The sequence below is a fragment of the Streptomyces sp. NPDC020884 genome (assembly GCF_044333935.1).
Taxonomy (GTDB): Bacteria; Actinomycetota; Actinomycetes; order Streptomycetales; family Streptomycetaceae; genus Streptomyces.
Window position 1 is genome coordinate 650,503 of the sequence record NZ_JBIRRY010000001.1, and the last position, 14,139, is coordinate 664,641.

13 protein-coding genes are annotated in these 14,139 nt (G+C 73.9%); 10 read left to right on the forward strand and 3 right to left on the reverse strand.

Translation table 11 applies throughout. The features are described from left to right. Positions 1 to 31 precede the first annotated feature (31 nt). The 5 genes from ACH4UK_RS02970 to ACH4UK_RS02990 all read left to right on the forward strand — a co-directional run bounded on the left by ACH4UK_RS02970 (position 32) and on the right by ACH4UK_RS02990 (position 6,235). Positions 32 to 1,000: a DUF4429 domain-containing protein gene (locus tag ACH4UK_RS02970; protein WP_398354316.1), complete on the forward strand. Its 969-nt coding sequence runs from the start codon at positions 32 to 34 to the stop codon at positions 998 to 1,000. A 110-nt stretch (positions 1,001 to 1,110) separates the two neighbouring features. After that, positions 1,111 to 2,448, forward strand: coding sequence for a sensor histidine kinase (locus tag ACH4UK_RS02975; RefSeq protein WP_398354317.1), 1,338 nt, complete (start codon positions 1,111 to 1,113; stop codon positions 2,446 to 2,448). Continuing rightward, the gene (locus ACH4UK_RS02980) at positions 2,445 to 3,134 is read left to right on the forward strand and encodes a response regulator transcription factor (RefSeq protein WP_050361318.1); all 690 of its coding nucleotides are present in this window, start codon (positions 2,445 to 2,447) and stop codon (positions 3,132 to 3,134) included. Before ACH4UK_RS02975 ends, ACH4UK_RS02980 begins: the two co-directional genes overlap by 4 nt. Positions 3,135 to 3,812: 678 nt before the next feature. Beyond that, a complete protein-coding gene (locus tag ACH4UK_RS02985; protein ID WP_398354318.1) occupies positions 3,813 to 5,006 on the forward strand; it encodes an alpha/beta hydrolase in 1,194 nt (397 codons plus the stop codon). After that, the gene (locus ACH4UK_RS02990; protein WP_398354319.1) at positions 5,003 to 6,235 is read left to right on the forward strand and encodes an acyltransferase; all 1,233 of its coding nucleotides are present in this window, start codon (positions 5,003 to 5,005) and stop codon (positions 6,233 to 6,235) included. The genes ACH4UK_RS02985 and ACH4UK_RS02990 overlap by 4 nt, the downstream gene beginning before the upstream one ends. A 70-nt stretch (positions 6,236 to 6,305) precedes the next feature. Here the strand turns inward: ACH4UK_RS02990 and ACH4UK_RS02995 are convergent, their stop codons facing one another. Together ACH4UK_RS02995 and ACH4UK_RS03000 are read right to left on the reverse strand one after the other, a co-directional pair. Then, the gene (locus ACH4UK_RS02995) at positions 6,306 to 7,319 is read right to left on the reverse strand and encodes an aldo/keto reductase (RefSeq protein WP_398354320.1); all 1,014 of its coding nucleotides are present in this window, start codon (positions 7,317 to 7,319) and stop codon (positions 6,306 to 6,308) included. Further along, positions 7,319 to 7,819 carry a MerR family transcriptional regulator gene (locus ACH4UK_RS03000; protein WP_398354321.1) on the reverse strand — a complete coding sequence of 167 codons (501 nt, stop codon included), beginning with the start codon at positions 7,817 to 7,819 and terminating at the stop codon, positions 7,319 to 7,321. The genes ACH4UK_RS02995 and ACH4UK_RS03000 overlap by 1 nt, the downstream gene beginning before the upstream one ends. Before the next feature lie 223 nt (positions 7,820 to 8,042). Here ACH4UK_RS03000 and ACH4UK_RS03005 point away from each other — a divergent pair, with 223 nt between their 5' ends. The 3 genes from ACH4UK_RS03005 to ACH4UK_RS03015 are packed head-to-tail and all read left to right on the forward strand — an operon-like array spanning position 8,043 to position 10,388. Beyond that, positions 8,043 to 8,318, forward strand: coding sequence for a small hydrophilic protein (locus ACH4UK_RS03005; protein WP_398354322.1), 276 nt, complete (start codon positions 8,043 to 8,045; stop codon positions 8,316 to 8,318). Continuing rightward, positions 8,308 to 9,732 carry an ATP-binding protein gene (locus ACH4UK_RS03010; protein WP_398354323.1) on the forward strand — a complete coding sequence of 475 codons (1,425 nt, stop codon included), beginning with the start codon at positions 8,308 to 8,310 and terminating at the stop codon, positions 9,730 to 9,732. Before ACH4UK_RS03005 ends, ACH4UK_RS03010 begins: the two co-directional genes overlap by 11 nt. After that, the gene (locus ACH4UK_RS03015; RefSeq protein ID WP_398354324.1) at positions 9,729 to 10,388 is read left to right on the forward strand and encodes a response regulator transcription factor; all 660 of its coding nucleotides are present in this window, start codon (positions 9,729 to 9,731) and stop codon (positions 10,386 to 10,388) included. The genes ACH4UK_RS03010 and ACH4UK_RS03015 overlap by 4 nt, the downstream gene beginning before the upstream one ends. 128 nt (positions 10,389 to 10,516) lie before the next feature. Here ACH4UK_RS03015 and ACH4UK_RS03020 read toward each other — a convergent pair whose 3' ends face one another. After that, complete coding sequence (locus ACH4UK_RS03020) at positions 10,517 to 11,281, reverse strand: hypothetical protein (protein ID WP_398354325.1); 765 nt, start codon at positions 11,279 to 11,281, stop codon at positions 10,517 to 10,519. 197 nt (positions 11,282 to 11,478) lie between these two features. On the opposite strand from ACH4UK_RS03020, the gene ACH4UK_RS03025 reads away from it, so the two are divergent. Together ACH4UK_RS03025 and ACH4UK_RS03030 are read left to right on the forward strand one after the other, a co-directional pair. Then, complete coding sequence (locus ACH4UK_RS03025; RefSeq protein ID WP_398354326.1) at positions 11,479 to 12,912, forward strand: SLC13 family permease; 1,434 nt, start codon at positions 11,479 to 11,481, stop codon at positions 12,910 to 12,912. Further along, the gene (locus ACH4UK_RS03030) at positions 12,909 to 14,120 is read left to right on the forward strand and encodes a glycerate kinase (protein ID WP_398354327.1); all 1,212 of its coding nucleotides are present in this window, start codon (positions 12,909 to 12,911) and stop codon (positions 14,118 to 14,120) included. The genes ACH4UK_RS03025 and ACH4UK_RS03030 overlap by 4 nt, the downstream gene beginning before the upstream one ends. Positions 14,121 to 14,139 lie beyond the last annotated feature (19 nt).

A 14,139-nucleotide genomic window follows, 5' to 3' on the forward strand; every position in this document is an offset into this window, starting at 1 on the left:
GTGCGGGACTGTGCCGCATACGATGAGGCACATGGGTGATGTGCTGGCCGGAATTCATGCCACCTGGGAGTTCGACACCGACTCCGTGCTCATCCGTTTCGAACGGGGCATCCGCACACCGAAGCTCTTCCAGAGCCTGCGGGAACGCCGCATCCCGTATGCGGCGCTGTCGTCGGTGACGCTGACCCCGGGCAAGCGGAGCACGGTGGTCCTGCGTGCCGTGCCGAGACCGGGTGCCGACCCCCTGGTGGAGGCTGCCTCCGGGCAGCTCAAGGAGGGGTGCGACCCCTATCGCCTGGTGCTTCCGGCGGAGCGCGAGGTGCTCGCCGAGTACTACGCGGACGAGCTGCGGGCCCTGCTGGACCCGGCCTCCGACGAGCCCGCCGACCGCTTCCTGGTGGCCGCTCCCGAGGCCCCGATGAACTTCAAGGCGTACGACGGCCGGGCCAGCTTCGACGGTGAACGGATCTCCTTCCGGTGGTCCTGGACCGGGGCCTCCAGCGCCAAGTGGAAAGCCGGCGACCAGACCTTCCGGGTCGGTGAACTGGCCGGAATCGTGTGGCGCTCGCCCGAGGCCCTGGACGGCTATCTGCGTCTGGTGCCCCGCGCGGCGGCCCCGGTCGACCACCGCACCGGCGGCAGCCTGGGCGATCTGCACGGTCCCGGCGGCTCCGGGGGCGCGGACGGCGGGGCGGGGGCCGTGGCGCCCGTCGAGCCCGCGGTCACCCGTGCCGCGGACCAGGATCCGGCGGCCGTGCTGTTCGGCCTGGGCTACGGGCCGGTGCACGAGTCGCTGCCCTTCGCCGCCGCCGTGCTGGAATCCGTACGCCGGATCCAGCCCGCGCCCACCGCCTCCGCGCCGGTCCTGGTGAACGCAGGGCGGCGCGATCCGGCGGACATCGCCGAGCGGATACATCACCTCGGCGAGCTGCACCAGGCCGGCCTGGTGACGGACGCCGAGTACAGCGCGAAGAAGGCCCAGCTGCTCGCGGAGCTGTGACCCCCCTGCCCCGGCCATGACCCCGTACCGGGGTATGAGGCGATCCGCCCGAGGGTCGCGACCCCGGTATGACGCCCCCGGCACCCCGGTCTGCCTAGGCTGACCGGGCCATGTCCACTTCCCCCGCCGGGCCCCCGCCGCCCGCCGACGGCCTGCTGAGCGCCGCCCGCCGCAATCTGCGCGAGCTCGCCCACGGGCTGTCCCACGCGTCCCATCCGCCCACCCCGCTGCTGGCGCAAGCCCCGAAGCTGTGGCAGCGGATGCTGCCGTACGTCGTGGTGCTCGCCCTGACCGCGACCTTCCTCCCGGTCACCATCAACGTCCTGACCTCGCAGTACGCCGTGCCGGGCGCGCTGGCCGGGGCGCTCGGGGTGGCCCAGGCTGCTCCCCTGCTGATGCTGGCCCACCGGCCGCTCCAGGCGTGGTGGATCATCTTCCCGGCCGACGTCGTGGGCGCTTTCGTGCTGCTGGCGCACCCCTCCGAGCAGCACGACACCTGGCCCTGGCCGCCCCCGGTGCTGATCGCCTACCTCTTCCTGCTGCTGGCCCTAGGCCTGCGCGAGACCCGGCGGACCGTCGTCGCCGTGTGGGCGGTGACGGCCGCGACCGGGGCGGTGCTGCATCTGATCGCACCGGCGGACCGCAGCACCGGCAGCGCCCTGCTGCTGCCGATCCTCGGCGCGGTGGTGCTGGTGATCGGCGGCGCGGTACGGGAGCGGGGCGAGGCGACCCGGCGGCTGGCCGAGCAGGAGACGATCAGCGAGGCGGAGCGGGCGCAGCGCACGCTGCTGGAGGAACGGGCGCGCATCGCCCGTGAGCTGCACGACGTGGTCGCGCACCATATGTCGGTGATCACCGTGCAGGCCGACTCCGCGCCGTACCGCATCCCCGGTCTTCCGGAGCCCGCGCAGGAGGAGTTCGCCGCCATCGCGTCGGCCGCGCGGGAGTCGCTCGGTGAGATGCGGCGGCTGCTGTCGGTGCTGCGCAGCGACGGCACCGAGGGCGACCGGGCGCCGCAGCCGGGCCTGGACCGGCTCCAGCAGTTGGTGGAGGCGACGGTACGGGCCGGGCTTCCGGCGGAGCTGTCGCTCGCCGCGGATCTGGGCGAGGTGCCGTCGGCGGTGGATCTGTCGGCGTACCGGATCGTGCAGGAGGCGCTGGCCAATGTGGTGCGGCACGCACCCGGGGCCCGCACCCAGGTCTCGGTCCGGGCCTCCTCGGGCCATCTGAACGTGCTGGTGGTCAACGGGCCCGCGCCGAAGCCCGCTTCGCCGCTGGAGAGCGCCGGGACCGGGCACGGGCTGGTGGGCATGCGGGAGCGCGTACGGTTGACCGGCGGCACGCTGGACACCGGGCCGCTGCCCGACGGCGGGTTCCGGGTGGCCGCCCGGATGCCCCTGCCTCCGGCCAAGTCGCCGTCCGCCCCACCCCCTTCGGAGGACCTGTGACCATCCGCGTGATCATCGTCGACGACCAGGCCATGGTGCGGGCCGGGTTCGCGGCGCTGCTGGCGGCACAGAGCGACATCGACGTGGTGGGCGAGGCGGCGGACGGCCGCCAGGGCGTCGACGTCAGCCGCAACCAGCATCCCGACGTCGTCCTGATGGACGTCCGGATGCCGGAGATGGACGGACTGGCCGCCGCCCGCGAGCTGTTGAACCCGCCGGTGGGGGTGGTGCACCGGCCGAAGGTCCTGATGCTCACCACGTTCGACGTCGACGACTACGTGTACGAGGCGCTGCGCGCCGGGGCGTCCGGCTTCCTGCTCAAGGACGCCCCGCCCGCCGATCTGATCGCCGCGGTACGGGTGGTGGCGGCCGGGGACGCGCTGCTCGCGCCCTCGGTGACCCGGCGGCTGATCGCGGACTTCGCGGCGCAACGGCCGTCGGGCGCGACGCGCGGCGGCCAGGCGCTCCGCCTGAACGGGCTCACCCCGCGCGAGAGCGAGGTGCTGGAGCTGATCGCCCGGGGGCTGTCGAACCAGGAGATCGCGGGGCGGCTGGTGCTGGCGGAGCAGACCGTGAAGACGCACATCGGGCGGGTACTGGCCAAGCTGGACCTGCGGGACCGGGCGCAGGCGGTGATCTTCGCGTACGAGTCGGGGCTGGTGACGCCGGGAGACGCGGGGGCGTGAGCCAGGCGCTCGCCGTGTGGGACTTGGGCGCGTGAGCGGCCGTCGCCGTGCGGCCCGGGGGCGCGGGGGCGTGAGCCAGGCGCTCGCCGTGTGGGACATGGGCTCGTGAGCGGCCGCCGCCGTGCGGCCCGGGGGCGCGCCAGCTACCGCCGCCGTGCGGCATCGGACGCGTGAGCCACCGCCGTACGGCACGCGGGCGCGCCAGCTACCGCCCCACGGCACGGGGCGCGCGAGTCGCCGCCGTACGGCACCGGGTGCATGAGCCACTGTCGTACGGCACGGGGCGCATGAGCCACTGCCCCACGCGGCACGAGGCACGCGAGCCACCGCCGTACGACACCGGGCGCATAGCCACCGCCCCACGGCACGAGGCGCGCAAGTCACCGCCGTACGACACCGGGCGCACGAGCCACCGCCCCACGGCACGGGGCGCGCGAGCCACCGCCCCACGGCACCGGCCGCCGGAACCCACCCCCGCCCCACAGACTGCTCGCCCAAGTAGCGCCCGCTGCACGGCACTTCGCCGTCCTGGCGGCCGGCGTTCGCGGGCTCCTCGTCCACCCCCTACCCCAGTAGCATCCCGCGGTTGGCTCCCCGGTGTGACGCCCCCTCACCCGTCCTCTTCCTACCTTCCTCCCGGTCGCACCGGTCGGTGCGGTTCCGGAGAGGGAGGGCACGATGCGCCGATACGCGAGGACCCTGGTCGCGGTGGCACTGGCCACGACCGTGGTGACGGGCACCGCGGGCTGGGTTTCGACGGATGCGCAGCAGGCGCTGACCGGGCCGCCCCCGGGCAGCGCCTCGTGGCGGGCGGACCGGGCGCTGGGGACGGAGCTGCCCGACCCGGAGCGGGCCGCGCCCACCGACGTCGCGGCGTTCTTCGCGGGGTTGGCGGCCGACGAGCGGAACCTCCTGCTCCTGCGCCATCCGTCCGTCGTCGGCAATCTCGACGGAGCCCCCCTCGAGCTGCGCTACCGGGCCAACGCCCTGGCGCTGGCCGCCGAGGACGACCCCCGCTACCGCTCGCTCGCCGCCCCGGGCCGGCAGATCCTCGCGTTCGACCCGCGCGGCCGCGGCCAGGTCGCCGAGGTCTTCGGCGACCTGCGCACGGCGCACCGGGTCTCGGTGGTGGTGCCCGGGTCCGACAACGACGCCGGGAACTTCGACCGGAAGGTCGCCGCGCACGGGGCCCCGGCCGGCATGGCCAGGACCCTGCGCACGGAGGCCGGTCCGGGGACCGCCGTCATCGCCTGGGCCGGATACACCACGCCGGTGGGCGTCGGCATCGACGCGGCCACCGGCACGCTCGCGGAGGCGGGAGCCGGGCGGCTGACCCGGTTCGCGGAGGGCCTGACGGCGGACGGGCTGCCCCGGCCCGCCGTGTTCTGCCACAGCTACGGCTCGGTGGTCTGCGGTCTTGCCGCCCCCCGGCTGTCCGCCACCGACCTGGTGGTCCTCGGCTCCCCCGGGATGCGGGCGGACGATGTCGCGGGGCTGCGGACAAAGGCCCGGGTGTGGGCGGCGAAGGACCCCACGGACTGGATCGACGACGTGCCGAACGTGCGTTTCGCGGGCCTCGGCCACGGGGCGGACCCGGCCGACCCGGCGTTCGGCGCCCGCCGCGTGCCGGCGGACGAGGCCCGGGGCCACGCCGGCTACTTCGCCCCCGGGACGGATTCGCTCAGGGCCTTCGCCGCCATCGCGCGCGGCGACGCGGAAGCGGCCGGGGAAGCGTCGGAAGCCGGGCAAGCGGTGGCAGGCGCGGAAGCCCTGGCCGCCGCGTCGGGCCCGCAAGCCCCGGCCGCCGCGTCGGGCCCCCAAGCCCCGCACGCCCCGGCCGGCTCCCACGCCCCGGAAGGTGCGGCCCGATGAACGCCCTGCGCAAGAACACGCGACAGCTCGCGGCCCGGATCGACGCGTCCACCCCCGCCCACCGCGACCGCGCGATCGACGGTCTGCGGGCCCTGGCGCTGCTCGCCGTGCCGCTCGGCCACTGGATGCTCGGCGGGTTCCGGCTGGACGCAGACGGCCTGCACAACGCGAGCCCGCTCTCGACGTTCGGGGGGCTCGCGCCGTTCAGCTGGGTGCTCCAGATGCTGGGCATCTTCTTCCTGGTCGGCGGGTACGCCTCGGTGCTCTCCTACCGCCGCCGGACCTCGACGACGGCCGCCTGGCTGGGCGGCCGGCTGACCCGTCTCGGCCGGCCGGTGCTCGGGGTGAGCGCCGTGTGGGCGGTGCTGCTCGCGGCGCTGTCCGCGCTGGGCGTGCCCGGCGACACCCTGCGTACGGGGTCGACGCTGGTGATCCAGCCGCTCTGGTTCGTCGGGGTGTACACCGTGGTCACGGCCCTCACCCCGGTCTGTGTGACGCTGGCGCGAAGGTTCGGCGGCTGGGCGGCGCTGCCGCTGCTCGCGTCGGTCGCGGTGGTGGACTTCCTGCGCTACGGGCCCTTCGCGGAGGCCATGCCGTCCTGGCTGAGCGCGCTCAACATCCTGCCCGGTTGGCTCTTCGCGTATCAGCTCGGCGTGTCGTGGGGTGAGGGGCGGATCGGGAAGCGCGGGGCCCGGCTGCTGCTGATCGGCGGCGGGGTGCTGTTCGCCGCGCTGCTGCTGGCCTTCCACTACCCGGCGTCGATGGTCGGGGTGCCGGGCGAGGCCCGGACGAACTCGCATCCGCCGTCGCTGCTGGTGGTGGCGCTGGCGGCGGCGCAGAGCGGGGCGGCGATCCTGCTGCGCGACCGGCTGGGGCGGCTGCTGCGCAAGCCGTTGCTGTGGGCGCCGGTCGTGGTGATCAACCTGTCCGCGATGACGATCCTGTGCTGGCACCAGACCGCGATGCTGGCCGCCGCCGTACCGGCCTCGCTCGCCGGGGCGACGGGGGCGGCGGTGGCGGGGCTGACGACCGCGCCGGACACGGTGGGCTGGATCCTCGCCCGGATCGCCTGGCTGCCGGTGTTCGCCGGACTGCTGGTGCTGATCGCCCGGTACGCGCGCCGCTTCGAGGCCCCGTGGCAGGCGGGCACCCGCGCCGCGAACGCCCGCCGGGCTCTGGCGGGGCTGCTCGCGGCGGGGTTCGCGGTGTTCGCGCTGGGGCTGGCGTGAGGCCGCTTCCGGGGCGCCGCCCGATCGTGACGAACGTCAGGACCGGGCGATGACCTCGTACCCCTTCCGGCTACTCCCGCGCCGCCGACGTCATGCTCATGTCCGGGTAGCGGTCCCCCGCCACCCGGCCCGCGATCGGCTCCAGCGCGGCCAGCTCGTCCGCCGTCAGGGTCAGCCGGGTCGCCGCCGCGTTCTCCAGGAGACGGCCGCGCTTGCGGGTGCCGGGGATCGGGATCACGGTGAGCCCGTGCACCTGGGCGCGCTGCTGGACCCAGGCGAGGGCGACCTGCGCGGCGCTCGCCCCGTGCGCCGCGGCGATTTCGTGGACGGGCTCCAGGAGGGCCGCGTTCGTCCGGGCGTTGTCGCCGTTGAACCGGGGCTGGTGGGCGCGGAAGTCGTTCGCCGCGAGGTCCTTGCCCGCGTCGGTGAAGGCCCCGGTGAGGAAGCCCCGGCCGAGCGGCGAGTACGGCACGAGGGTGACGCCCAGCTCGGCCGCCGCGCCGACGGCGCTCTTCTCGACGTCCCGGCTGAAGAGGGACCACTCCGACTGGAGGGCGGCGATCGGGTGCACGGCGTGCGCCTCGCGCAGTTCGGGGCCGGTCACCTCGCTCAGCCCGAGCTGCTTGACCTTGCCCTGCTGGACCAGCTCCGCCATCGCACCGACCGATTCGGCGAACGGGACGGCCGGGTCGCGGCGGTGCATGTAGTAGAGGTCGATGACGTCGGTGTTCAGCCGGCGCAGGCTCGCTTCGACGGAGGTACGGATGTACGCGGGGTCGTTGCTCACGCCGCGGTACCCGGGGCTCTCGGTGCGCACCAGCGCGAACTTGGTGGCGAGCGTGATCTCGTCCCGGTGGGCCCCGACGAACGGGGCGAGGAACTCCTCGTTGGCGCCGCGCCCGTAGGCGTCGGCGGTGTCGAAGAGCGTGACACCCGCCTCCAGGGCGGCGTCCAGGGTGTCGCGGGCCGCGGCCTCATCGGTGTCGCCGTAGAACTCGCTCATGCCCATGCAGCCGAGGCCCTGGACGCCGGTCCGCGGTCCGCCGGCGCCGAGCTCCGTGGTGGGAATCCTGTCGATGGTCATCAGGCGCTGTGCCTCTCCGGCGCCCTGCGGGCGCCCGCGTAGAACTCGATCTTGTGGTCGAGGACGGCGAGGGTGTCATGGAGCTCCGCGATCCGCGTGATCACATCGCGGCGGGTCGCCTCCAGCAGTTCCTGCCGGTCCTCGAAGGTGGACTCGCCCGCGCGGAGCAGCTCCGCGTACCGCACCATGTCGGCGACCGGCATCCCGGTCAGCCGCAGCTTGCCGACGAAGGCCAGCCAGTCGAGGTCGCGGTTGCTGAAGCGGCGCTGGCCGGTGTGCGAGCGGTCGACGTGGGGCATCAGCCCGATGCGCTCGTACCAGCGCAGGGTGTGCGCGGTGAGTCCGGTGACGGCGACGACCTCGCTGATGGTGTAGCTGTCCTGGCCCGCGGGGCGGGGGTGCTGCTTCGGTGGGGCGGCACAGGCGTCCACCGCCGTGGCGGGCCGTGGCTGTGTGGTCGCTGCGGGAGTGCTCCGGGAGGTTCCGTCGATCACCGTCATGCCCTCCACGCTAAATCCTTGGAGTGCACTCCAAGCAAGCGGTAACGGCCGTTGCTTCTTCCCGACTCCTTCCGGACCCCCTCCGGCCCCCTTCCGGCCCCCGCGCGAACGGACCCCGCGCGAACGGACCCCGCACGAAGCGCCCGGGGCGGCGCGTACCAAGATGAAGGAATGCTCATCTGCGCTTCATGTCTTCACCGGCCGTGACGGCCAGGGTGGACCCATGGCCTTCTCACCTCGTCTGGCAGCTCTGGCCGCCGTCGTCGCCGTGCCCCTCGGCATAGCGGCCACCAGCTACGCCATGACCGACACCTCGGAAGCACCGAAGGTGCCCCCCGTCGTCCACCTGGACGAGAGCCCGCGCGGCACACCGCCGCCGAGCGGTGCTCCCACGCCGAGCGGCACCGCCACTCCACCCCGTACCCCGGACAGCTCTGTCGTGCCGGGCCCCTCGGCGGCCGACGACGACGATGACGACGACTTCGGTGATGACGGTTAGCCTTCCGAGGATTTCCGCCCGGGTCCGGATCCTGCTGTGGTTGCTCGTCGTGATGGCGGTCGCGCTGGGCGCGATCGCCATCACCGTGCGTTCGATTCTCCAGCGGGACGTGGACCACCGCGTCAGCCAGCTGCTCACCCAGGAGACCGGCGAGTTCGCGAACTTCGTGCCGCAGGGAGTGGATCCGGACACCGGCGGCCGGTTCGGCACCTCGGACCGGCTGCTCCGCGTCTATCTGCAACGCCAGTACGCGGACCCCGACGAGGAGTTGCTGGGCCTGACCGGCCGGCCCGGCGACCGGCCCGACGTCATCCGGCAGCGCCGCGACCTGCCCCCGGACGTCGCCCTGTGGCGGGACAGCGCCGCGCTCACCCGGATCCACGCCTCCGACGACTCCTTCGGGACCCTCCAGCGCCCGCAGGGCGAACTGCGCTGGGCCAAGGTCGGGATCGGACCGTCCGCGGGCGGGCGGCCCGCGGCGTTCGTCGTCGCCTTCCACCCGGAGCGGGAGCGGGCCGTCGCCGACAAGACGTTCTGGACGCTGCTCGCGCTGTCCGGCGTGGCGCTGCTGATGACGACCGGGATCGGCTGGGCCGTCGCCGGACGCATCCTCGCGCCCGTGCGGATCGTCCGCGCGACGGCGGCGGAGCTGACCGAGCAGGACCTCACCCGGCGTATCCCCGTGGAGGGCCGGGACGACATCGCGGCCCTCGCCGAGACGTTCAACGGGATGCTCGACCGGCTGGAGCGGGCGTTCGCCGCGCAGCGGGTCTTCGTCGACGACGCCGGGCACGAGCTGCGCACCCCGATCACCATCGTCCGGGGCCACCTGGAGCTGATGGGCGACGACCCGGCGGACCGGGAGGAGACGGTACGGCTGGTCACGGACGAGCTGGACCGGATGAGCCGCATCGTGGAGGACCTGCTGCTGCTCGCCGGGGCGGAGCGCCCCGACTTCGTGCGCCCCGAACCGGTCCAGCTCGCCGAGCTCACCGCCGACGTCTTCGTGAAGGTGCGGACCCTCGGCGAGCGGGAGTGGCGGCTCGACGGCGTCGCGGACCTCGAAGTGCGGCTGGACCCGCAGCGGATGACGCAGGCGATGGTCCAGCTCGCCCAGAACGCCGTCCAGCACACCGTGCCCGGTCAGTGCATCCGGATCGGCTCCCGGGCCGAGGGGGACCGCGTCGAGCTGTACGTCGCCGACCACGGGCCCGGGATTCCGCCGGAGGACGCCGAGGTGATCTTCGAACGGTTCCGCCGGGGCACGTCCCGGCGCGGGACCCGCACCAGCGGTGCGGGGCTCGGTCTCGCCATCGTCAGGGCCATCGCGGAGGGCCACCACGGCCGCGTCGAACTACGCCGGACCGAAGGCGGCGGAGCCACCTTCGTACTCACGCTGGAGACGGACTCATGAACCGCATTCTGATCGCCGAGGACGAGGAGCGCATCGCCTCGTTCGTCCAGAAGGGGCTGCGCGCCAACGGCTTCACCACGGTCGTCGCCGAGGACGGGGACCTGGCGCTGGGCCACGCGCTGACCGGCGGGTTCGACCTGATGCTGCTCGACATCGGGCTGCCGGGCCGGGACGGCTTCACCGTCCTGCGGGAGCTGCGCGAGGCCCGTGTGACCCTGCCGGTCATCGTGCTCACCGCACGCGACTCCGTCCGGGACACCGTGGCCGGGCTCGAAGGCGGGGCCGACGACTGGATGACGAAGCCCTTCCGCTTCGAGGAGCTGCTCGCCCGGGTACGGCTGCGCCGGCGCACCGCCGCCCGCGCGCCCGAGGTCACCATGTTGCGCAGCGGCAGCCTGACCCTGGACCTGCGGACGCGCCGGGCCCGCGCGGTGGACCGGACGGTGGATCTGACGGCACGGGAGTTCGTGCTCCTGGAGATGTTCCTGCGCCACCCCGGCCAGGTGCTGTCGCGCGAGCAGATCCTGTCCCATGTGTGGGGGTACGACTTCGACCCCGGGTCCAACATCGTGGACGTGTACGTCCGTGCGCTGCGCCGGAAGCTGGGTGCGGAGCGGCTGGAGACGGTACGGGGCATGGGGTACCGGCTGCCGTAGGGCGACGGGGCGGCCTCGATGACCGTGGTCGGCGTCGGGTCCGCCCCGCTCGCGGCGGACCCGACGCCTCGACCTTCGCAGCCGTTACCGCCGGCTCGGGCCCGACCGGCCCACCGGCGGCGCGGGCATCACTTCACCACGACGTTGTCCCCGGACGACGTCGACGCCCCGGTGGTGGTGTTGCCGTAGTACACCCAGCGCCACGTGCCCGTCCTGGATGCCTTCACGGTCGTCTTGAGGGCCCCCGAGCCGTTCGCCAGCACCTTCTTCACCGTGGTGTAGGAGGCGGCGCCGGAAGGCTTGAACTGCAGGCTCACCGTGCGGCCCCCGTAGGAGCCGTACTTCCTGGTCTCCCAGTTGGCCCGCGTGACCTTCCCGGTCACGGTGATGGTCCTGCCCTTGGACACCGGTTCGGGCGAGGCGTTGACGGTCAGCCGGGAGTTGCGCTGGACGTACACCGTCATGCCCTTGTCGTCGATGTCACCGCCGCCGCCCTTGAATTGCACCTCGGCCGCGACCTTCCAGGCCCCGGCCTCGCTGTTGAGCATGTCGTACACGCTCGGCTGGAAGTACATCCTCTCGCCGATGTCGCAGACGCCCGAGCTCACCTTGACGCATTCGCCCGTCTCGATGGCGTGCCACAGCCGGTCATCGCCACCACTGCGGTACAGGAACACCGCCGGCCACCTCCACTGGTGCGTGGTCGCCATCCGGAAGGAGGCGGGCGCCATGACCTCCTTCGACGTACCGATCACGATCGGCTTGCCGCCGTTCACCTGGACACGGGAGAACGAGACCCCGCCCTCGGCCGCCCCGGCCGGCACCGCGGCCACGGCCGTGAACACCGCCGCCGCACCTCCGGCCACGACAGCTCTCCAGACCTGCTTCCCCACCTGATCCCCGATTCTCCGTACGGCAATGCGCCGAAGGCCCATCGCTCCGGCGCCTTACAGACATCCGGCGTCCACCCGGGGTTGTGCACCCGCCCATCACGATGGGACATCGGACGATCCCCGGCTCCGCCGCCGTATGAAAAGTCCTTCACGGGCCGCTCATCAGGGGCTCACCCCGGCTTCAGAGGCTGTACAGCGTGCCTCTCCCCCTCCGGCAGACCGTCGGCCTCTGCGCCGTCCTCGGACTCTGCGCTCTCCTCGCCGTCCCCGGTGCCGCCCCCGGCCTCAGCGCCGACGGGCGGCTCTCCCTCGCCGTCTTCGCCCTGGCAACCGCCGCCTGGATCGCCACTCCGGTGGACGACGCCTACATAGCGCTCGGCGCGGGCCTGGCGCTGACGGTGACGGGGGTGATCAGCAGCGAGGTCCTGTTCGCCACCCTGGGCGACGAAACGGTGTGGCTGCTGATCTGCGCCTTCGTCCTGGCGGCCGCCGTGACCCGGACCGGCCTGGCCGGCCGGGCCGCCGTCTTCCTGGTCGGCGGGGCCAGGACCGTACGCCAGTTGGTGCACCTGACCACGGCCGGACTGGTCGTCACGGCGTTCGCCGTCCCGGCCACGTCGGGGCGTGCCGCCCTCGCCCTCCCGGTGTTCCTGGCGCTGGCCGCCGCCCTGCGCGAACGCGGCCGCCTGGTGGTGATGCTGGCTCTCCTCTTCCCCACGGTCATTCTGCTGTCGGCCGTCGCGACCCTGATCGGGGCGGGCGCGCATCTGATCACCGTCGGGGTGCTGTGGGAGCAGACCGGGGAGCAGTTGAGCTTCGTGCAATGGCTGGTGCTCGGGCTGCCGTTGGCGGTCGTCTCCTCCCATCTCGCCGCCGAGCTGGTGCTGTTGACGACGACCCGGCGGGCGGACCGCAAGGGTCCGGTCACCATCACGGCGGCGCAGATCCAGGAACACTCCGAGACGGCCGTCGAGGGGCCGTTCACCCCGGCGGAGTCCCGCTGCCTGCTCCTGCTGGCAACGGTCGTCCTGCTGTGGTGCAGCGAACCCCTGCACGGGGTGTCACCGGCGGTGGTCGCGCTGATCGGCGCACTCGTGGCGACCTCGCCCGCCCTCGGGACGGTCCGCTTCAAGGACGGTCTGCGGACGGTTCCCTGGCCGCTGCTGCTGTTCATGGCCGCCACCATGGCGATGGGCGTCGCCCTGGCCGATTCGGGGGCGGCCGAGTGGCTGGTGGGCTGGATACCGCTCGGGGCGTCCACGCCTCCCTGGATGTTCCTGACCGGAGTGGTCGTCGTCAGCACGGCCGCCCATCTGGCGCTCCAGTCACGCTCCGCCCGGTCCTCCGTGCTGGTCCCGCTGGTGGTCGCGGCGGCGGTCGGGGCGGGGATCAACCCGGTCGCGGCGGCGCTGGCGTCCACGGCCGCCGCCGGTTTCTGCCACACGCTGCCGTCCTCGGCCAAGCCGGTCGCCCTCTTCGCAGACGTGCCGGGCATCGCGACCTACATCCCGCGCGACCTGCTGCGGCTGTCCGCGTTCCTCGCCCCGCTCACTGCGGCCCTCGTCCTCGCCTTCGCCCTCGCCGTCTGGCCGCTGCTCGGCGTGCCCGTTCTTCTGGAGTCCCAGCCATGACCCTCCGTACTCTGCGCACCCACCGCATCGCCATCGCCCCCAGCGGGTTCAAGGAGTCCCTCTCGGCCGCCCGGGTGGCCGAGGCCATCGCCGTCGGCGTACGCCGGGTGATCCCCGACGCCGATCTCGACCTCATCCCGCTGGTCGACGGCGGCGAGGGCACGGCGGAGGCGCTGGCCCTGGCGAGCGGCGGCCGGCTGGTCCCGTGCACCGCGACGGGCCCGGTGGGCGAGCCGGTCGCCTCGCACTTCGCGCTCCTGGGCGGGCCCGGACCGCTCACCGCCGTGGTCGAGATGGCGGCCGTCGCCGGCCTCGCCCTGGTGCCGCCCGCCCTGCGTCACCCGGGCGCGACCACCACGTACGGCGTCGGCGAGCTGATCCGGGCGGCCCTGGACGCGGGCGCGCGGCGCGTCCTCATCGGCTGCGGCGACTCCGGTACGTCGGACGGGGGCGCGGGCGCCCTCCAGGCGCTCGGGGCCCGGCTGACCGACCGGCACGGCCGTGAACTCCGGCGGGGCGGCGGGGCGTTGCACGAGCTGGAGCGCATCGACCCGTCCGGCCTCGACCCGAGGCTGGCCGGCGCCGACCTGCTCGTGGCCTGCAACCCGTACAACGTGCTGTGCGGGAAGCGCGGGGTGGCCCGGGTGTTCGGGCCGCAGAAGGGGGCGACCCCGGCGGAGGTGGAGCTGCTCTCCGCCGGTCTGGAGCGGCTGGCCGCCGTCCTCACCCGGGACCTCGCCCCGGCCTTCGCCCCGCCGTCCGGTGCCCCGATCGACCTGCGCACGGCCCCCGGCACGGGTGCGTCCGGCGGCCTCGGGGCCGGGCTGGCGGCCGTGGGGGCCCGCCTCCTGCCCCGTTACGACGTCCTGCTCGACGGCCTCGACCTCGACGCGCGCCTGGCCCGCGCCGACTTCGTGATCACGGCGGAGGGGGCGCTCGACCACCAGACCGTACGCGGGAAGATCCCGGCGGAGGTCGCCCGGCGGGCCCACGCCTCCGGGGTGCCGGTCCTGGTGCTGGCCGGGACGATCGGGCCGGGCGCGCAGGACGTACGGGCGGTGGGCGTGGACGCGTACAGCGCGATCCTGCCCGCGCCGATGACGCTGGTGGAGGCGATCGGCCGGAGCGGGGAGTTCCTGGCCGACGCCACGGAGCGGGCGATGCGGATCATGGCCCTGGGCACCCGCCTGGCACCGCTGGCCGCCTGACTCCCGGGACCCGCCCCGG